Here is a 20,438-nt window from a genome sequence, read left to right as displayed (position 1 = left end):
GGGAGTGAACAGTAAAGAATATCGCAACATTAAACGGAACAAGAAAAAGGAGAGATATAGACAATGGAACAAAAGAAGATTGATCGTATCAATGAATTATATAAAAAATCAAAAGCGGAAGGACTCACTCCGGAAGAAGCGAAAGAACAGAAGATTCTTCGTAAAGAATATATGGAACTTATCCGAGTGAACTTAAGAAGCCAGCTGAACAATATTGACATGGAACAAAAAGATGGAAGTATTGTTAATCTTGGTGAGAAGTATGGCGAAAAATATATGAACAAGAAAGGAAACTAGGATCATGTTACAGAATTTACCACAGGATCCTGTTATCCTTCTGAGCGTCATAAATACAAAGCTCAGAGATTTTTATCCATCACTGGATCAGTTATGTAAAGAGATGGAAGTGAATAAAAAAGAACTTATAGATAAATTAGATCTGATTGACTATGCTTATGATGCATCCTGCAATCAGTTTGTATAAAGGAAATGAGAATGAAAGAAATAATTGAAAATGTAAAACTGGTGGAAAATGCACCGTTGGAAGAACCTGCCCGTCAGTATTATTTTATGGAAAAAGCAAAAGAATACGTTGCTGAAATGTCTGAGAAACTGGGGCGTCCATTAACTGCGTGTGTGACGACATTTGGTTGTCAGATGAATTCGAGGGACTCTGAAAAACTGCTTGGTATTTTAGAGAAGGTTGGGTATGCAGAAGAAACGGATGAAGAGAAAGCGGATTTTGTAATCTACAATACCTGTACTGTTCGTGAAAACGCAAACCTTCGTGTTTATGGACGTCTTGGACAACTTGGTTCCATTAAGAAAAAGAATCCACATAAGATGATCGCACTTTGCGGATGCATGATGCAGGAACCGGAAGTTGTTGAGAAATTAAAAAAGAGCTACCGCTTTGTTGACCTTATTTTCGGCACACACAACATTTACAAATTTGCAGAACTTTTAACATCTGCAATACAGTCTGACAGAACAGTCATTGATATCTGGAAAGATACAGACAAGATTGTAGAAGATCTTCCGGTTGAAAGAAAATATCCTTTCAAGTCTGGTGTAAATATCATGTTCGGATGTAACAACTTCTGTAGTTACTGTATTGTACCTTATGTACGTGGACGTGAAAGAAGCCGTGAACCGAAGGCAATCATCCGTGAGATCGAACGTCTTGTTGCAGATGGTGTTGTAGAAGTCATGCTGCTTGGACAGAATGTCAATTCTTATGGAAAGAACCTTGAAGAACCGATGACATTTGCACAGCTTCTTCAGGAGATTGAAAAAATTGAAGGACTTGAAAGAATCCGTTTCATGACTTCACATCCGAAGGATCTGTCAGATGAATTGATTGAAGTGATGAGTAAATCAAAAAAAATCTGTAAACATCTGCATCTTCCGGTTCAGTCCGGAAGCAGTCGGATCCTGAAACTTATGAACCGTCATTATAACAAAGAACAGTATCTTGCACTTGCTGAAAAGATCCGCAAAGCAGTTCCGGATATATCACTTACTACAGATATTATTGTCGGTTTCCCGGGTGAGACAGAAGAGGACTTCCAGGAGACCCTTGATGTTGTAAGAAAAGTCCGTTACGACAGCGCGTTTACTTTTATTTATTCAAAACGTACCGGAACACCTGCTGCAGTAATGGAAGATCAGGTTCCGGAAGACGTTGTAAAGGATCGTTTCAATCGTCTTTTACATGAGGTTCAGACAATTTCCGCAGAACAGTGTGCAATTCATGAAGGAACCGTGCAGACAGTTCTCGTAGAGTGTGTCAACGAACATGATAAGCATCTGATGACAGGTCGCATGAGCAATAATCTGCTCGTTCATTTCCCGGGGGATGAAAGCCTGATCGGTCAGCTGGTTGACGTTCACCTTGACGAATGTAAAGGATTTTACTATATGGGAAGGATAGAGAGTAACTAAATATGGGGATTGTTGTAATTGGGGCAGTTTTTATCGATATCAAAGGATATTCGATCTCACCGTATATTCCTGCCGGAAGAAATGTAAACAAGAAGGAGTTCCATTCGAAGAAAGAGTTCTTATGAATTATGATCATCCGGATTCTCTGGAAACAGATCTTCTGGTAGAACATTTAAAAGAATTAAAAGCCGGAAGAGCAATTGATTGTCCGGTATATGACTATAGTCTTCATAATCGTTCTGATGAAGTGATTCGAATCGAACCAAAACCTGTAATTCTCGTAGAAGGAATTCTTCTTTTAGCCGATGAACGGATTCGTGATCTTCTGGATATCAAAATCTACGTAGAGGCTGACGCAGATGAACGAATTCTCCGCAGAATATCCCGAGATGTGGAAGAGCGCGGAAGAGATCTTAACGGTATCATTAAACAATACCTGACAACTGTAAAACCAATGCATTATCTGTATGTAGAACCAACACGTTCCAAGGCAGACATCGTGATCAACAGTGGAAAGAATGATGTCGCATTTGATCTGTTTGTATCAAAGATTGAACAACTGTTGGATGAAATGAATCAATAATTAAGTAAGAAAAAATGCATGAGTATGAAACTAAAAATCATACACATGTATTTTTTCGTTTATTTATCATATAACAAGTGAAAAGCAAACTTGTTCATGTTATAATTGATTCAAAGAAAAATGGTAAAAATACTTTGCCAAACTTGATAAAATAGCGAACAATGAGGCAGTACACTAGCAGGAGGGCAGAAAAATGTTTAAAACAAAATGTAAAAAAACAGTTTCAAAAATGATCCTATCATTCATACTGATTACGTTAACTCTATTGTCCGGCTGTCAAAAGAATACCACCCATTCTGCTATTGAATTTGGAACTATAGATGTGTCTGAAATTGATAAAATCGAACTTTCTGGCACAACAGGTGGGAAAGATGGAAATTTTTCCTATACACTGTCAGATCAGGAAAAGAAGGAGTTCGTCCATTTGCTGAATCAAGTTGAGCTTGGTGATGAAGTTGATAAAAATCAAGCATTATCAAGTGGAGCAGTTACTTACTATAAGCTTTATTTCCAAGGAAAAGACGTAGTTACACTCTGTCCGGGACATTATTTCGGTGTTGATGAAAAGTATTATGAGTTTGTTAATTTTGAGGAATTGTGGGATGAGTTTATCACTTTCAATAGTAAACAAGATACCTCTCAGCAAGACAAATGGGATTGTTCTGTTACTTGCGCAGAAACCTCTGAGACAAATAACTATGTAGTTACATATTCTGATAAAAAAGTATCCTCCCAAACTGGAATACTCACCTTTCAAAACAGCAATAATTTCAATATTATTGTTCATCTACAAATACCGGATGAAGAAGAAAGAACAGCAGAAATTCCAGCGGGCGGTGTTAGTTCCTTGTATCAGATATCCCAAAACAAGGCATGTACTGTAGGTGTATACGCTGATGTTCCTGAAAATGAAACGATAAAATTAATGGTCTATGATGGAGCTGTAGCAGATTTGAATTCAAGTCAGGAAAAAGAACAAGTATATTTTGATGCAACTGTTCTTGAAGTAAAGAAAAAATCAATTAAGGTAAAATGTTCAGAATCCTTTGATAGTGGTATTCCTGTTGATGAAGAATTCTCTGTAACAACGAATATAGTAGAAAGTGGTGAGCTCCCTGATTTGAATGCCGGTGACCATATTCGTATTGTATTTGATGGCATCATCAAGGAAAGTTATCCTCTGCAACTTGGAAATGTCTTTGCTATATATCTTCTAGATGAAAACGGAAACTTGTGAAGTCCGTAGTCTGAAAGGCTCCTGCAGGAGCCTTTCGTTTTTTTATGTCCCAAACCAATATATTTTATGGCCATAATATGAATGCGTGTTCGAAGTATGTTATACTGATACTGATTATGTGAGGCGAGGTGAATTCAACTTATGATAAAAATTGCAATCGTTGACGATGAAGAACAGACAAGAGAACAAATTCTCCGAACTCTAAAGGAAAATATACAGGAACAACACGAAGTAGAGATTAAACTATATGCATCGGGCGAAAGTTTCTTTGAGGAAATTCAGAAGGGCGAAACAGCGGATATTTTATTTACAGACATTCAGATGCAACAGCTGGATGGAGTGGAACTGGGGAAATTGGTCCGAAGGATTTGCCCTGACATGTACATTGTCTTCATCACATCTTATGAAGAATATGCGGCAGAAAGTTATCGGATCGAAGCATATCAGTATATTTTGAAACAGGATCTAGAATTTCGTCTTCCCGGAGTTGCTGAACAGCTTATTGAAAAGCTGCAAAAACAAAAGAAAGAATTCTGTATTATAAAAGACGGTACAGAACAGGTGAAATTGCTTTATAAGGATATTCTTTATCTGTATAAATCCAAAGGTACTAAGTATGTAAATTATGTTACTACCCAAGGCGTTGTGAGAGAGCGAACTTCTTTGGAAAATGCACTGAAAATGTTAAATAGTAGACAATTTCTTCTGGTGGAACGTGGATACGCTGTTAATATAAAGCAGATTTGCAGAGTAAGCGGTGACACTATCTATCTCGAAAAAGGATATGAAGTACCGGTAAGTAAGGCAAGACTTGCAGAAGTAAAGCGAGAAATCAATCTCTACTGGAGGAATTCGTAACGATGGATACACTTGGAATATGGATTGGACTGAATTTTCTTGAAACCTTCCTTTTCTATTATCTGTTATTCGGAACAGTTATAGACAGAAAGACTCTGAAAACGAAAGATAAATGGATTCTCTATTTTGTTTTAATCGTCACTTCAACAATTATTTCTGTATGGGTCAAAAGATCTGTGTTTAGTGCTTATGGATACCTGTTGACGATTTTTATTTTGGTTTTAGGAAGTTTCCTTGCCTATCGAAAGAAATTGATTCTTCTTACAGGGATCGCATCTATGTATGAAGCAGCAATGACATTATTTTTATATATCATTTACTACCTTCTCGCATTTATTTACGGGAATCAGGCAGAAAACCCTCAGATTCTATTTTTCCGTTACCATGAAAATGAAGTATCTTGTGTGATACGAAGCCTGTTATTAATTATTTTCTTTTTTATCATTTTCAAAATAAGAAGCTGGAAGAAGAAAAAAGACATAGAAGCCTTTCAATGGGTATTTGTTTTATGTGGCGTACTGTTGTCAGCACTCGTTCTGGAGTATCAAAAACTTTTAAAATACGGGCTTCTGTACTCTGCAGCCGGAATTCCGGTGATTCAGGATGTCTTAAAAGGAAGTCTCATCAGTTTTCTTACTATGATCGTGCTTGTCAGCGTCATGACATTTCTTATATGGAAAAACAGAAACATAACGGGACAAAATACATTTCTTCTGATGAAAGAAGAGATGGAGAAACAGAAATATGAGGAAATAAGAGCTTCCATCGAGCAGAACAAAGAACTTGTTCATGATACAAAGAATCATTATCTTGTGATCAGTGAATATGTAAAAAATCAGGAATATGAAAAGCTGGAAAATTATGTAGATGAAATCAGAAGAAATTTCGTAAAAATCAATCCACAGATTTATACAGGAAATCATGTAGTGGATCTGATTCTTGGGCAAAAGCGAATCCTGGCAGTACAAAAAGGGATTGATTTCCAATTGGATGTAACACCACTATCCAGTCTGACGATGGAAGAAAGAGAGATCTGTTCACTATTTGGGAATCTGCTAGACAATGCCCTGGAAGCCTGTGAGAAAGTGACTGATAAAGAACGTAAGAAAATCAGTATAAAGATTGAGCAGCATATGCAAATGTTGTTTCTTGAAATTAAGAATGGAACCGATAAGCTTCCTGCCAAATCAGGACATACTTTTCTGACTTCGAAGCAGGATAAATCTCTTCATGGATATGGCTTGAAAAGTGTGGAACGGATTGTTACACGATATGATGGAGATCTGGCCTATGAAATGGAAGATGGAATGTTTGTTGTTTCAATAACATTTTTTGATTTATAAATACTCATGTCCAGTAATCCAGTACTTGAAGGCCATCCGCTTGCAGTACTTTCACCACAAGATTAAACTGAATATAAGAAAAAAACCTGTTCCAAATTTTCAGGATACGAAATTCGTATCACACAAACAGGAATGGAAATGGAGGAATGATGCCATGACAATTAAGAAAAAGAGAACTAAAATCATTTTACCATCGATTCTGACAGTCAGTCTTACTTGTGGTCTGTTACTTACGGGATGTCAGAAGACACCTGACCAGAGTGCAGTTGTCAGTAAGGCCGGAGGATTAAGCGAGGATGTAATTGCAGAACCATTGAAAGATGGAGAGACACAGACACTGGATCTGCCGGAACACTGGGACACAACAGTAACATGGAGTAATGACCGCGGAGTTTTTCACGCAGATCAGAAATTAGAATCTGTTACGACAGGAAATCTTCCGGTGATTGAAGTCAGTCAGAAAAAACTGGAGCTTGAACAATTAAACGGACTTATTTCCTATTTTGCAGGCGGAGAGATTTTGTATCAGACGCAGGAACTTACCAGAGAATACTATCAGAACCTCTTAGATAGGATTAAGAACAGGGAAGGATTCTATGCTGACAACAGTGTGGAGTATGATTTAACAGGCTTGAAAAGTTAGTGGAAGAAGTTCTTCCTCTTGCGCCAGAGCAGACACCATTGCAGGAAATTGGACAGATTGAATACACATCAAAAAAGACAGATCCGGCGTATGAAGCAAAAAGAAAATCACTGGAAGCTTACGGATATGATATTCTTCCGGATACCACAAAGCAGGATGGAATGGAGATTCATTTTCAGGCAACGGTTGGTGCAGATGCAAAGGGTACGATCAATGCAGAAACTTACGATCCGGAAGCAGGAAATTATAGTATCTTCTCCTGGTCAGAAGGAAATGGGATCGAACTGGCAACTATTGAAAACTATCTGGCAATAGAGAATCGCACAGACGAATATGGAGTTCCTGCAGGAAGCGTAAAAGAATCTTTTATGGAGAAACTACAAACACTGAAAGACCAGATGAAAGAAACCACTCTCTTAGAAGAGACAGCAGAAGATGAAGCTGAAAAAATTCTGAAAGATCTGAACCTCGAAAATATGCAGTTGTTGTCATCAGACAAAATCCTCTGGTATGCACAGTCTGATTATCCGGAAGCCACTATATTAGAACAACAGGAAGCATTATGGAATGCTGATCCAAATCTTGGAAAAACAGGTTATCGTCTTACTTACGTTCCTTCTGTTTCCGGATTAAAAATAAATCAGGATAAAACCGGAGGATATTCAGATGATAGTGGATTTGCATATGCACCTTCCATGCCGGTAGAGCAGATTTATATTGTAGTGACAGAAGATGGAATCCGTTCCTTCAAATGGAAGGGTATGAGTCAGGAAGAAAAGATAGTTACAGAAAATGTAAAACTCCTTGCATTTGATGAAATAGAAAACCGCCTGATCGATCAGGTGAAATATCTTTACCCTTCCAGTCAGCCTGCAGAGAGCAAGACGATATTTGGTTATGATGTTGCAACTGTCGAACTGGGATATACTTATATACCGGCATATAAGAATCCACAAAATGCCTGGCTGGTTCCGGCATGGTTTTTCACTATAAGCGAGAGTCAAGATGCAACTGCCGAACTTGGAACAGCCGGAAGAAAAATAGAAGGATATCAGACCGACTACATTGTATTAAATGCAACAGACGGTGGAAGAATAGGTTCTTATTGGAGATGATAGAATATGAAACGAAGACATCTTTTCAGAACAGAATTGAAATATGACTTTGGAAACCGAAGATTTTATATCTCTGTACTGGCGTTGTGTGCGGTTCTTTTGATTGTTGCACTTCCTTATCGAAATCATCTGATCGCTTTCGGTGGATCAACAGAAGGGAAAGCCTGGTTATGCATCTTCACCTATGCAATCACTTCAGAAAAAGCCTTGCTTTTCTTTCCACTGTTGGTTCCTCTGGCAACAGCCGCAGATATACAGGAAGAATTACACAGCCGCTATGCATGGTTTCTTATTAACAGAATAGGAAAAAGAAATTATATTTGGATGAAAAGTTTTGGAGTCGCATTCACAGGTGGTGCCATTTCCGTTTCAGCGGCAGGAATTGCATTGGTTGTTTTTATAGTTATCTGTAGAAATATCCCGACTCTGAATACTTTGCAAAATATATCAGAGGTAATAAGTATCACAGGAATTGGATTTATCCGACTTTTTCTAAATGGAGCATTGTGGTCTTTATGCGGTTCACTGACAGCAGTTTTGACTAAAAATAAGTATCTGAGCTGTGCTGTTCCATTTATTTTATATTATGTACTAACAGTGTTTCAAGAACGATATTACCGCAATTATTTTTTCCTAAGTCCAAAGCAGTGGGCAAGCCCGGCATATTATGGAAACGGATTCTGTCTTTTGGCTCTGCTTCTGATCAGCAGTCTTCTGGCACTGGCTTTGCGTAAATGCGTGGTAAGGAGAGTGGTGGCATGAAAAAAACGCAATTTAAAACGGACATTCATCAAATCTTTCTTCTAACAAAAAGAAATTTCTCTGACTGGGACAAAAATCCGAGAATCTGGATGACTTTTGCATTAGGATTTGTACTTTGTCTGATGTTGACAAATCAGATTTTAGAGCAGGCACAGACATTCCAGACACCGGTGCAAATGTTCGAGCCACTGATCTGGACCTTCGGTGATGCGCAGTCTGTGATGCTTTCATCCCTTTTACTGCTGTTATTATTTGCAGATATGCCTTTTGTAAATCAGATGACGCCCTATTGGCTGATCCGGACAAAGCGAAGCGTATGGATGGCAAGTCAGATCCTATATGTGATCCTGTCTACTTGCCTTTATACAGTCTTCCTCTGCCTGACAGAACTTCTAATTGCAAGTCCTTGGGCTTACGTTGGAAATGTATGGAGCCAGACTGCTGCAAGCATTGGATATGGAAGTAATAATCATCTTACGGTTCCTGTATCAATAAAGACAATGGAAATGACAACACCATATAAATGTGCAATCTGTGTTGTATTTCTTATGCTTTTCTATTCGTTATTTATTACTTCCGTCATGCTTGTATTAAATCTACAGAAGGGAAGAGCCGGAGGCGTTGTTGGCGCACTCTTGATAAATCTTTATGGAATTCTTCTGACTCCGGATATTTTTCAAAAAGTTTTTCATCTGGGTGGAGGGCTTTCCTATCGGGCAAATATTCTTTGCGGATGGTTATCACCCTTAAATCACGCAACATTTCCAATGCATAATTTCGGATATGATTATTTGCCACAAATAAAAATAAGCATCCTGTTATTCCTTGCAGTGATATGTATTTTGCTTTTCATCTCGAGAAAATGTATCAAACGATATAATTTTACATTTTCTCAGGTTGATGAATCCTGACGGAATAAGAAAGGGGAAAATTATGAAAGCTGCTGTGAAAGTTAAAAATCTAACAAAATCTTTTGGCAAAGAAAAAGTATTAAAAGGAATCAGTCATACCTTTGAGGCAGGAAAAATCCACGGAATCATGGGATTTAATGGCTCCGGTAAAACTGTAATGTTCAAATGCATCTGCGGTTTTCTTCAACCTGACAGAGGGAGCGTATATGTCTATGGAAAAAGAATTGGAAAAGATATTGATTTTCCGGAAAATACCGGAATGATTATCGAGAGTCCGGGATTTCTTCCATATATCAGTGGATATGAAAACTTAAAACGCCTTGCACAACTTAATCGAAAAATAGGAGATACTGAGATCCGGGATGCAATCGCAAGAGTTGGTCTTGATCCGTTTTCTAAAAAGAAAGTAGGTCAATATTCACTTGGGATGAGAGAACGCCTTGGAATTGCACAGGCGATCATGGAGCGACCAAAATTATTAATTTTAGACGAACCATTCAATGGATTGGATAAAAGAGGCGCACAGGATGTCTGCGAACTCTTTGTTGAATTGAAAGAAAAAGGAACAACTATCCTGTTAGCTGCACACAATGTGATGGAAATGGAATGGTTGTGTGATACAGTGTGCGAGATGGATGCCGGACAGTTAGAAGTTGTTTATGAAAAATGAAATAATAATTTTTTCAAATTAAAAGAAGAGAGCGAACCCAAGAATATTAAACGAATATTCTTCAGTTCGCTCTCTTCGCACATTGCGATATAGGTACTCCGACAAAATGATACATTTCTACGTTCTCAACATCAGCTTGAAATTCATGTTAAAATTTGTTAGAATGATTTGCGAACTTACATTCTAAAGAGTTTTTAGAAAACCTTTGAAAACTAAGGAGAAATTGATGGAAAATATTGACATAGATAAGCTGACACCGATGATGAAAATTTATTGCGAGACGAAAGAGCAGTACAAGGATTGTATCTTATTCTACCGCCTCGGCGATTTCTACGAAATGTTCTTTGACGATGCCTTGACTGCATCCCGAGAGCTTGAGATCACACTGACCGGGAAAAGCTGTGGTCTGGATGAACGTGCCCCGATGTGCGGAATCCCATACCATGCCGTAGAAGGTTACTTGAACCGTCTTGTTGCGAAGGGATACAAAGTCGCAATCTGTGAACAGGTAGAAGACCCAAAGACTGCGAAGGGGATCGTAAAACGTGAGGTTGTAAGAATTGTTACACCCGGAACGAATCTGGATACACAGGCATTAGATGAAACGAAGAATAATTACATCATGTGTATCGTCTATATTGCAGACCGCTATGGAGTTGCAATCGCAGATATTTCTACCGGAGATTATTTTGTCACAGAGCTTCCGGACAGCAGTCGCCTGATGGATGAGATTTATAAATTCAGTCCGTCTGAGATCATCTGCAACGAAGCGTTCTATATGAGCGGTATGGATCTGGATGCGATGAGAGACAAGCTTGGGATCACGATTTATTCTCTCGATTCCTGGTATTTTGATGATGCTGTTTGCAAAGATAAGCTGCTTGAGCATTTCAAAGTAAAGAATTTTGCAGGGCTTGGACTTGCTGATTATGACTGTGGAATCATCAGTGCCGGAGCACTTCTGATCTATTTATTTGAGACACAGAAAAATTCACTTTCCAACCTGACACATATTACACCATATATCACAGGAAAATATATGCTGATCGACAGTTCTACACGTCGAAATCTGGAGCTGTGCGAAACTTTACGTGAAAAGCAGAAGCGTGGTTCCCTTCTCTGGGTTCTTGACAAAACACGTACTGCGATGGGCGCACGTAGCTTCGCAAAAATGTAGAACAGCCTTTGATCGATAAATCCGAGATCAACCGCAGACTGGATGCAGTAGAAGAACTGAAAAATCAGGCCATTGCCCGTGAAGAGATCCGGGAATATTTATCTCCGGTCTACGATCTGGAGCGTCTGATCACGAAGATCACTTACGGTTCTGCGAATCCGCGAGACCTCACCGCATTCAAAGGTTCTCTGGAGATGCTGCCACCGATTCGCTATATTTTACAGGATCTGCAGGCACCGCTTTTAAAAGAGATTTATGAAGATCTAGATGCATTAGAGGATCTCTGCGAGCTCGTCACGAAAGCCATTCGTGAGGATCCGCCGCTTGCCATGAAAGAGGGAAATATTATCCGCGACGGTTATAACGAAGAAGTTGATAAGCTTCGCCGGGCGAAATCGGACGGAAAAGACTGGCTTGCAAAACTTGAGAATGATGAACGAGAAAAAACAGGCATTAAAAACCTGAAAATAAAATACAACAAAGTCTTCGGCTATTATCTGGAAGTGACGAATTCTTACAAGGATCTTGTACCGGATTATTATACAAGAAAACAGACCCTTGCGAATGCTGAGCGTTATATCACACCGGAGCTTAAAGAACTTGAAGATATGATCCTTGGTGCGGAAGATAAACTGTATGCACTGGAATATGAGCTTTACAGCGAAGTTCGTGAAACGATTGCCGGACAGGTGGAGAGAATCCAGCAAACTGCCAAAGCAGTTGCCGCACTGGATGCTTTCAGTTCTCTTGCACTTGTTGCAGAGCGCAACAACTATGTCCGTCCGAAAATTAATGAAAAAGGAATCCTTGATATTAAAGAAGGCCGTCATCCGGTCGTTGAGCGAATGATTCCAAATGATATGTTTATTGCCAATGATACTTATCTGGATGATAAGAAACATAGAATTTCAATCATCACAGGTCCGAATATGGCAGGTAAATCAACTTACATGCGTCAGACTGCATTGATCGCACTGATGGCTCAGATCGGATCTTTTGTCCCGGCAGAAAGCGCGAACATCTGTCTTTCCGACCGTATTTTCACCAGAGTCGGAGCATCCGATGACCTTGCTTCCGGACAGAGTACATTCATGGTTGAGATGACCGAAGTTGCCAATATTTTAAGAAATGCAACCTCAAAAAGTCTTCTCATTCTTGATGAAATCGGACGCGGAACAAGTACATTTGACGGTCTGTCAATTGCCTGGGCTGTTGTAGAATACATCAGCGACAGCAAACTGTTGGGAGCAAAAACTTTATTTGCTACACATTATCATGAACTGACAGAACTCGAAGGAAAGATTGATAATGTCAACAACTATTGTATTGCTGTAAAAGAAAAGGGAGATGACATCGTATTCTTAAGAAAGATCGTAAAAGGCGGTGCTGACAAGAGTTATGGTATCCAGGTTGCAAAGCTTGCCGGAGTACCGGATCTTGTCATTTCCCGTGCGAAAGAAATTGTAGAAGAACTCAGCGATGAGGATATCACAAACCGCGTCAGTGAGATCGCGGCCAAGGAACATACTGCAAAGAAAAAAAGTAAGGCAAAGAAGTATGACGAAGTGATATGGCACAGATGTCTCTGTTTGACACTGTAAAAGATGATGACGTACTTGATGAATTGAAAAATATCGATGTCGGAAATCTGACACCGATCGATGCTTTAAATACAATCTACCGGTTACAGAATAAGCTGAAGAACCGTTGGTAAAAGGAAAGGCGGAAATATGCCACACATTCATGTATTAGACCAGATCACAATTGATAAGATTGCCGCAGGTGAAGTGATTGAGCGTCCTGCTTCAATTGTAAAGGAACTCGTTGAAAATGCGATCGACGCAGGATCTACTTCTGTAAAAATAGAGATCAAGGACGGGGGTATTTCCTTCATCCGTATTACAGATAATGGCTGTGGCATTCCGCAGGATGAAGTGCAACGTGCTTTTCTGCGGCATTCTACAAGCAAGATTGAGACAGTGGAAGATCTGTCTCATATTGCATCTTTGGGATTCCGTGGAGAGGCGCTTTCAAGTATTGCAGCTGTTACCCGGACGGAACTGATCACAAAGACTGCCGATGCAGAGTTTGGTACCCGTTATGTCATTGAAGGTGGAAAAGAAGTATCCTTGGAAGATACCGGTGCGCCAAATGGGACAACTTTCCTCGTCCATCAGTTATTTTACAATGTTCCTGCTAGAAGAAAATTCTTAAAGACACCAATGACAGAAGCCGGACATGTGCAGGATCTCTTGATGCACCTTGCCCTGTCTCATCCGGAAGTTGCTTTTCAGTTTTTGAATAACGGACAGGAAAAACTTCGTACTTCCGGAAACGGAAAACTGAAAGATGTGATCTACAATGTCTATGGCCGTGATGTGGCAGCTAACCTGATTGAGATCGATTATGAGAAAAATGGTATCCATATCACAGGTTTTCTCGGCAAGCCGATCATCACACGTGGAAATCGCAACTTTGAAAATTTCTTCGTAAACGGCCGTTATGTCAAAAGTGCAATGATCTCCAAATCCGTGGAAGACGCTTATCGTGATTTTGTGATGCAGCACAAGTTTCCATTTGCAGTTCTGCATTTTCATCTGAGTGGAGAAAATGTAGATATCAATGTGCATCCGACAAAGATGGAGCTTCGCTTCTCGCGGCAGCAGGAGGTTTATAATACCGTCTTTGAAGCCGTACACAGGACTTTACTGGAACCGGAACTGATACAGAAAGCAGAAGTTCCTGATCCGGTGGAATCGAACGAAAACATGGCAGAAAGACCGGAGCGAGTGAAAAAGACATTCACATCCGCTTCGACCAAAGATAAAGAGGATACCGGCAGTCCGTTTCTTCTTCGTCCGCGTAAGGAGAATGAAAAAGTAACAGCTGCGGAATTGATCAAAGAATCCAAGGAAACGGTTAAGGATGATGTTCAGGATGAGGATTATTTTATCCGTAAGATGAAGGAGCGCGTACTTTCTTACCATAATCGTTCTTCTTCCGCCGAAGTTGCAGACCGGAAAGAGATTTTCCGTGCAGATGAACAGAAAGACAAAATTGCTGAACATGTCAAATACGCCGTTGAAGCAGCAGATAAGACAGTTGCACCGGAAACTGCGGCAGCAGTTCAAAAATCCAAACCAGAAAACGGTACGCAGATGGATCTCTTTGAAGAAAATTTCTTAAAAAGAGATATCCGTGCAGAATATAAATTGATCGGCCAGGTCTTTGACACCTACTGGCTCGTAGAATTCAAAGATAATCTCTACATCATTGATCAGCATGCGGCTCATGAACGCGTCTTGTATGAGCGTACCTTGCGTGAAATGAAAAGCAGAGAATTTACTTCTCAGTACTTAAGTCCTCCGATCATTTTAAGCTTATCCATGCAGGAAGCACAGCTTCTGAATGAAAATATGGACCGCTTTTCACGCATTGGGTTTGAGATTGAGCCATTTGGTGGGGAAGAATATGCAGTCCGTGCAGTACCTGACAATTTGTTCAGTATTGCCAAGAAAGAACTTCTGATGGAGATGATCGATGATCTGACCGAAGGTCTTTCTACTTCTATGACACCGGAGCTGATCGATGAGAAGGTTGCATCCTTGTCCTGTAAGGCTGCTGTAAAGGGAAATAACCGCCTTTCTGCACAGGAAGTAGACAAACTGATCGGCGAACTCCTGACACTGGACAATCCATATCACTGTCCGCATGGACGACCGACAATCATTGCCATGACAAAACGTGATCTGGAAAAGAAATTTAAACGAATTGTATAAAAGGAATCGAGGAAATATAGATGGAACAGACAAACAAACGCCCACTTGTCATTCTGACCGGCCCAACCGCTGTCGGAAAGACTGCTGCCTCCATCGGACTTGCCAAAGCGATCGGCGGAGAGATCATTTCTGCTGACTCTATGCAGGTCTACAAGGAGATGGACATCGGCTCTGCCAAGATCCGTCCGGAAGAGATGGACGGTGTGCCGCATCATCTGGTAGATGTTCTTGATCCGTCTGAGGATTTTAACGTTGTTCTCTTTCAGCAGATGGCAAAAGAAGCAATGGAAGGAATCTATCAGCGGGGACATATTCCGATCGTTGTCGGCGGAACAGGATTCTATATTCAGGCATTACTTTACGACATTGATTTCACAGAAAATAATGCCGATACTGCTTATCGGGAAGAATTAGAAGCACTTGCCAAAACCCAGGGCGCAGAATATCTTCATGAAATGCTTGAAAAAGTAGACCCGGAATCTGCGGAACAGATTCATTTTCATAATATAAAACGTGTGATCCGCGCGCTGGAATATTATCAGCAGACCGGACAGAAGATTTCCGAGCACAATGAGGCGGAACGAGAGAAAGAATCTGCTTATAACTCCGCATATTTTGTGCTGACAGATGATCGTAAGATTCTCTATGACCGGATTGATAAACGTGTCGATCTGATGATGCAGGAAGGACTTCTTGAAGAAGTCAATGCATTAAGATTGCGCGGACTTAAAAGAGAAAGTGTTGCGATGCAGGGACTTGGATACAAAGAACTGTTTGGCTATTTTGAAGGAGAGTATCCTTTGGAAGAAGCCGTACGCATTATTAAGAGAGACACAAGACATTTTGCCAAGCGACAGCTGACCTGGTTTAGAAGAGAAAGAGATGTCATCTGGCTTGATAAAAGTGAGATTGGAAGAGAAGATAAACAACTGATCCAACAGATGCTCACTGTTTTAAAGGAAAAAGAAATCATTCATTAGGACATCAGGCTGCATTTAGATAAAATGCAGCTTTGCCATGTAAATCAACAATAAAAAACTTAAAAAGAAAGAAGAAGAAAAATGAATACACCAACTACAGAAACAATTTACGAACAGCTAGGAATCAGCAAAGAAGTCTGGGCATTCGGACAGAAGACAGAAGAGAAACTAAAAGAACGTTTTGAAGAATTTGACAGAAACGCTGAATACAATCAGTTAAAAGTAATTCATGCCATGCAGGAGAACCGCGTAAGTGAAGGATGCTTTAACTATGTAAGCGGATATGGATACAATGATCAGGGAAGAGATACTTTAGAGGATGTCTATGCCTCTGTTTTTCATACAGAAGCCGCTCTGGTGCGCCCACAGATCACTTGCGGAACACACGCACTTGCCCTCGCGCTTGCAGCGAATCTTCGTCCCGGAGACACACTGTTATCTCCGGTTGGAAAACCATATGATACACTTGAAGAAGTAATCGGAATCCGTCCATCTAACGGCTCTCTTGCAGAATATGGAATCTCCTATAAACAGGTAGAACTTCTGGAAGATGGATATTTTGATTATCCTGCGATTGAAAAAGCTCTGGAAGATAAAACAATCAAACTGGCAACAATCCAGCGTTCCAAAGGATACCAGACACGCCCAAGCTACTCTGTAGAAAAAATCGGCGAACTGATTGCATTTATCAAAGAGCGTCGCCCGGATGTCATCTGTATGGTAGATAACTGTTACGGTGAATTCGTTGAACGTATTGAGCCAAGTGATGTCGGTGCAGACATGATCGTCGGTTCTCTGATCAAAAATCCGGGTGGCGGACTTGCCCCAATCGGCGGATATGTTGCCGGAAGAGCTGATCTGATCGAAAACTGTGCTTATCGTCTGACTTCTCCAGGACTCGGTAAAGAAGTCGGTGCTACACTTGGTGTTACACAGTCCTTCTATCAGGGATTCTTCCTTGCACCAACTGTTGTATGCGGTGCTTTAAAGGGTGCTACTTTTGCAGCAAATATCTACGAAGCTTTAGGATATCCGGTAATTCCGAACGGTTCTGAATCCCGTCATGATATCATCCAGGCGGTTACACTTGGATCTGCAGAAGGTGTTATTGCATTCTGTAAGGGAATTCAGGCAGCTGCTCCGGTAGACAGTTATGTAAGCCCGGAACCATGGGCAATGCCGGGATATGACAGCGATGTGATCATGGCAGCTGGTGCTTTCGTTCAGGGTTCTTCCATTGAATTAAGTGCAGACGGACCAGTAAAACCTCCGTACGCTGTCTATTTCCAGGGTGGACTCACATGGTATCATGCAAAGCTTGGTATTCTCAAATCACTGCAGAGCGTTATTGATGCAGGCGTTCTTTCTATCGAGCGTGTGAGAGAACTTCTGTAAAACAATTTTTCGAGAGAATCTATCGAAAATTCAGTTGAGTTGAATGAATTGTTATGTTAAAATTCAGACAGATGTAATCTGCTAAGAAAGTAAGAGGATATGAATTTTAATGAACACAATTGCAATTATAGGTGGCGGTGCATCAGGAATGATGGCCGCCATTTTCGCTGCCAGAAAAGGAGCGAAAGTTCTCCTTCTGGAGCAAAACGATAGATTGGGTAAGAAAATATTAGTGACTGGAAATGGCCGGTGTAATTATACGAATACTTATCAGGATACTTCCTGTTATCGTTCGGAGCAGCCTAACTTTATCACGCAGGTACTGGATCAATTTCCGGCGGAAAAAGTCATTGCTTTTTTCCGAGAACTTGGAATCTATCCAAAAGACAGAAATGGATATCTGTATCCGTACTCTGATCAGGCAAGTGCCATCCGTGATGTATTAGAACAGGAAGTATACCGTCTTGGAGTTGATGTACGTACAGGAATCTCCTGTACTGGAATACAGAAAACAAATGAACGATTTTCCTTGCAGACATCACACGGTTCTTTAACCGTAGATCAAGTGATTCTCTGCAATGGATCAAAAGCCGCACCTTCCACCGGTTCTGACGGTTCCGGATACACTTTAGCCAGACAGCTTGGACATCAGATAATTCCTGTACTTCCTGCTCTTTGTGCTTTACATTGTACCGGAAAGCATTTCCGCGCAATTGCCGGAGTACGTGCACAGGGAAAAGTTTCGTTGTTTGTTGACGGTGAATTAACTGCTGCTGATACCGGTGAACTTCAATTGACCGCCTATGGAATCTCAGGAATTCCGGTATTCCAGATCAGCCGTTATGCGTCGAAAGCATTATATGAGCAGAAGGAAGTTGTTGCCATGCTGGATTTTCTTCCGGAATATTCGGTTGATAAAGTAAAAATTCTTCTGAAAGAACGTGCCAACCGCCAGCCGGAAAAAACAGCAGAGCAATTCTTTACCGGCCTGTTTCATGAAAAACTGGCCACTGTATGGCTGAAATTTGCCAAGATCAAAAAAGAGAAGCTATGCGGCAATTTCACAGATGCAGATATTCAGAGGCTGGCATGGATGATCAAGGAATTCAAATCACCTGTAATTAAGACAAATTCTTATGAACAGGCACAGATCTGCTGTGGCGGTGTTGATACGACACAGATTAATCCAGAAACAATGGAATCCAGACTTGTTTCCGGGCTTTATTTTGCCGGAGAACTGGTCGATGTAGATGCAATCTGCGGTGGGTATAATCTCACCTGGGCGTGGGCAAGCGGTTATGTTGCAGGACGCTCCGCCGCATCTGCATAATTGCCTGCTGCTAACTTGTAACCAATATCTGGATGATATACTTTAATATTAGATTTCCTGAAAGAAAGGATAGATAAATGATACGAATTAATCAGCTGAAACTGCAGATTCCACACACGGAAGAAGCTCTTGAAAAGAAGATACAAAAGACACTTCATCTAAAGAAAGGGGACTCTTTTACTTATCGGATTCACCGTCAGTCATTAGACGCACGCAGAAAACCGGAGTTGTTCTATGTGTATACGGTTGATGTCACTGTTTCCAATGAGAATGCTGTTTTAAAGCATTGTAAAGGAAACATCCAGAAAGTAGAAGAGAAGCATTACCAGATTCCATCTCACGGAACAGAGATTCTGAATGCCCGTCCGATTGTCATCGGCAGCGGTCCTGCCGGACTATTCTGCGCTTATCTGCTTGCACTGGAAGGATACCGTCCTTTGGTTCTTGAACGTGGTGCTTGTGTAGAAGAACGTAAGAAGGATGTGGATCGTTTCTGGGAGACCGGTGTGCTTGACCCTTCTTCCAATGTCCAGTTCGGTGAAGGCGGCGCTGGTACATTTTCAGATGGAAAGTTAAATACACTTGTAAAAGATAAGACAGGACGTAACCGTTTCGTTCTTGAGACTTTCGTAAAATTCGGAGCGGACGAAAATATTTTATATGCACATAAGCCACATATCGGTACGGATGTCCTGATTGATGTTGTAAGCCAGATGCGTCAGGAGATCATTTCGCTTGGCGGTGAATTCTGTTTTCATACACAGGTCACAGATGTTGATCTGACATCAAAAACACTGAAACTTGTTCACCTCTCAGAGAATTCCGCAGAAGAAGAAGTATCTGCCGGAGCAGCCGTTTTTGCGATCGGTCACAGCGCCCGTGATACATTTGAAATGCTTTATAAGCATCAGATTCCGATGCGCGCAAAATCATTTGCCGTCGGAGTCCGTATCGAACACCCACAAACATTGATCGATCATTCTCAATATGGAAGAGATCGGGGAAATGATCTTCCGGCAGCAGCATATAAACTGACCGAGAACTTGGACAATGGAAGAGGGGTCTATACTTTCTGTATGTGCCCGGGCGGATATGTTGTAAATGCTTCTTCTGAAGAGCATCGTCTTGCAGTCAATGGAATGAGCTATCACGACCGTGCCGGAGAAAATGCAAACAGTGCTGTGATTGTTACAGTTACTCCGGATGACTTCGGTTCTGACCATCCGCTTGCCGGGATTTCTTTCCAGCGCAGCTTAGAAGAAAAAGCTTATCAGGCAGGACAGGGAAAAATTCCTGTCCAACGTTTTGGCGACTTTAAAGAAGATCAGATCACAACTTCTTATGGTATGGTTCATTCTTGCATGAAAGGAGCTTCTGTCTTTGGGGATGTACGTGGTATCTTTCCAGAAGAAATCGCACAGTCGCTTGAGGATGGAATCACAGCAATGGATCATAAGATTCATGGTTTTGCAGATAATGATGCATTATTATCCGGTGTAGAGAGCCGAACTTCTTCCCCTGTAAGAATTGAAAGGGATGAGAACTTTGTCTGTGCTTCCTGTGACTGGATCTATCCATGTGGTGAAGGGGCCGGATATGCCGGTGGAATCACTTCCGCAGCGATGGACGGAATGAAGGTCGCCGAGGCAATCATTCAAAAATATAAATCTTAATCATTTATGAAATTTGTGGTTTTTTGGTATCTTCTCTA

At 40.7% G+C, this 20,438-nt stretch carries 17 protein-coding genes and 1 pseudogene; all 18 read left to right on the top strand.

Features of this window, described 5'->3' with window-relative positions:
- Positions 1–63 precede the first annotated feature (63 nt).
- The 18 genes and pseudogenes from DXB52_RS02340 (at position 64) to DXB52_RS02255 (ending at position 20,400) form a co-directional block, all read left to right on the top strand.
- A complete protein-coding gene (locus DXB52_RS02340; RefSeq protein ID WP_015529262.1) occupies positions 64–297 on the top strand; it encodes a DUF896 domain-containing protein in 234 nt (77 codons plus the stop codon).
- A 4-nt stretch (positions 298–301) separates the two neighbouring features.
- Positions 302–484 (top strand): DUF4250 domain-containing protein, encoded by a 183-nt coding sequence (locus DXB52_RS02335; protein WP_055163169.1) that lies wholly within the window; start codon positions 302–304, stop codon positions 482–484.
- 11 nt (positions 485–495) lie between these two features.
- Positions 496–1,944, top strand: coding sequence for a tRNA (N6-isopentenyl adenosine(37)-C2)-methylthiotransferase MiaB (gene miaB, locus DXB52_RS02330; protein WP_181966530.1), 1,449 nt, complete (start codon positions 496–498; stop codon positions 1,942–1,944).
- A 46-nt stretch (positions 1,945–1,990) separates the two neighbouring features.
- Positions 1,991–2,527 (top strand): uridine kinase, encoded by a 537-nt coding sequence (gene udk / locus DXB52_RS02325; RefSeq protein ID WP_081019539.1) that lies wholly within the window; start codon positions 1,991–1,993, stop codon positions 2,525–2,527.
- 193 nt (positions 2,528–2,720) lie between these two features.
- Positions 2,721–3,764, top strand: a complete 1,044-nt coding sequence (locus DXB52_RS16090; protein ID WP_181966529.1) for a hypothetical protein — start codon at positions 2,721–2,723, stop codon at positions 3,762–3,764.
- Positions 3,765–3,905: 141 nt separating this feature from the next.
- Positions 3,906–4,622, top strand: a complete 717-nt coding sequence (locus DXB52_RS02315) for a LytR/AlgR family response regulator transcription factor (protein WP_055163172.1) — start codon at positions 3,906–3,908, stop codon at positions 4,620–4,622.
- Positions 4,623–4,624: 2 nt separating this feature from the next.
- On the top strand, positions 4,625–5,965 hold the full coding sequence (locus tag DXB52_RS02310) for a sensor histidine kinase (RefSeq protein ID WP_117541251.1): 1,341 nt from the start codon (positions 4,625–4,627) through the stop codon (positions 5,963–5,965).
- A 154-nt stretch (positions 5,966–6,119) separates the two neighbouring features.
- The gene (locus DXB52_RS02305) at positions 6,120–6,608 is read left to right on the top strand and encodes a DUF6034 family protein (RefSeq protein ID WP_117977236.1); all 489 of its coding nucleotides are present in this window, start codon (positions 6,120–6,122) and stop codon (positions 6,606–6,608) included.
- Positions 6,608–7,723: a DUF6034 family protein gene (locus DXB52_RS02300; protein ID WP_117977235.1), complete on the top strand. Its 1,116-nt coding sequence runs from the start codon at positions 6,608–6,610 to the stop codon at positions 7,721–7,723. Before DXB52_RS02305 ends, DXB52_RS02300 begins: the two co-directional genes overlap by 1 nt.
- Positions 7,724–7,729: 6 nt before the next feature.
- Positions 7,730–8,485, top strand: a complete 756-nt coding sequence (locus DXB52_RS02295; protein WP_055163175.1) for a hypothetical protein — start codon at positions 7,730–7,732, stop codon at positions 8,483–8,485.
- 89 nt (positions 8,486–8,574) lie between these two features.
- Entirely contained in the window at positions 8,575–9,396 is an 822-nt protein-coding gene (locus tag DXB52_RS02290) for a hypothetical protein (protein WP_278416158.1), read from the top strand.
- Between the two features lie 22 nt (positions 9,397–9,418).
- The gene (locus DXB52_RS02285; protein WP_054751219.1) at positions 9,419–10,066 is read left to right on the top strand and encodes an ABC transporter ATP-binding protein; all 648 of its coding nucleotides are present in this window, start codon (positions 9,419–9,421) and stop codon (positions 10,064–10,066) included.
- A gap of 259 nt (positions 10,067–10,325) precedes the next feature.
- Positions 10,326–12,957: pseudogene (mutS, locus tag DXB52_RS02280) on the top strand (DNA mismatch repair protein MutS).
- A gap of 16 nt (positions 12,958–12,973) precedes the next feature.
- Positions 12,974–15,022: a DNA mismatch repair endonuclease MutL gene (gene mutL, locus DXB52_RS02275; RefSeq protein ID WP_117874691.1), complete on the top strand. Its 2,049-nt coding sequence runs from the start codon at positions 12,974–12,976 to the stop codon at positions 15,020–15,022.
- Positions 15,023–15,042: 20 nt separating this feature from the next.
- Positions 15,043–16,002 carry a tRNA (adenosine(37)-N6)-dimethylallyltransferase MiaA gene (gene miaA, locus DXB52_RS02270; protein WP_117579029.1) on the top strand — a complete coding sequence of 320 codons (960 nt, stop codon included), beginning with the start codon at positions 15,043–15,045 and terminating at the stop codon, positions 16,000–16,002.
- Positions 16,003–16,083: 81 nt separating this feature from the next.
- Positions 16,084–17,397, top strand: a complete 1,314-nt coding sequence (locus DXB52_RS02265) for a methionine gamma-lyase family protein (RefSeq protein ID WP_117579028.1) — start codon at positions 16,084–16,086, stop codon at positions 17,395–17,397.
- 109 nt (positions 17,398–17,506) lie between these two features.
- Positions 17,507–18,727, top strand: a complete 1,221-nt coding sequence (locus DXB52_RS02260; RefSeq protein WP_117960380.1) for a BaiN/RdsA family NAD(P)/FAD-dependent oxidoreductase — start codon at positions 17,507–17,509, stop codon at positions 18,725–18,727.
- Between the two features lie 77 nt (positions 18,728–18,804).
- Positions 18,805–20,400: an NAD(P)/FAD-dependent oxidoreductase gene (locus DXB52_RS02255; protein WP_117579026.1), complete on the top strand. Its 1,596-nt coding sequence runs from the start codon at positions 18,805–18,807 to the stop codon at positions 20,398–20,400.
- Positions 20,401–20,438 lie beyond the last annotated feature (38 nt).

Origin of the sequence: Ruminococcus sp. OM04-4AA, assembly GCF_003462585.1 — a bacterium.
Taxonomy (GTDB): Bacteria; Bacillota; Clostridia; order Lachnospirales; family Lachnospiraceae; genus Mediterraneibacter; species Mediterraneibacter faecis.
This window is presented reverse-complemented; position numbering and strand designations above follow the sequence as displayed.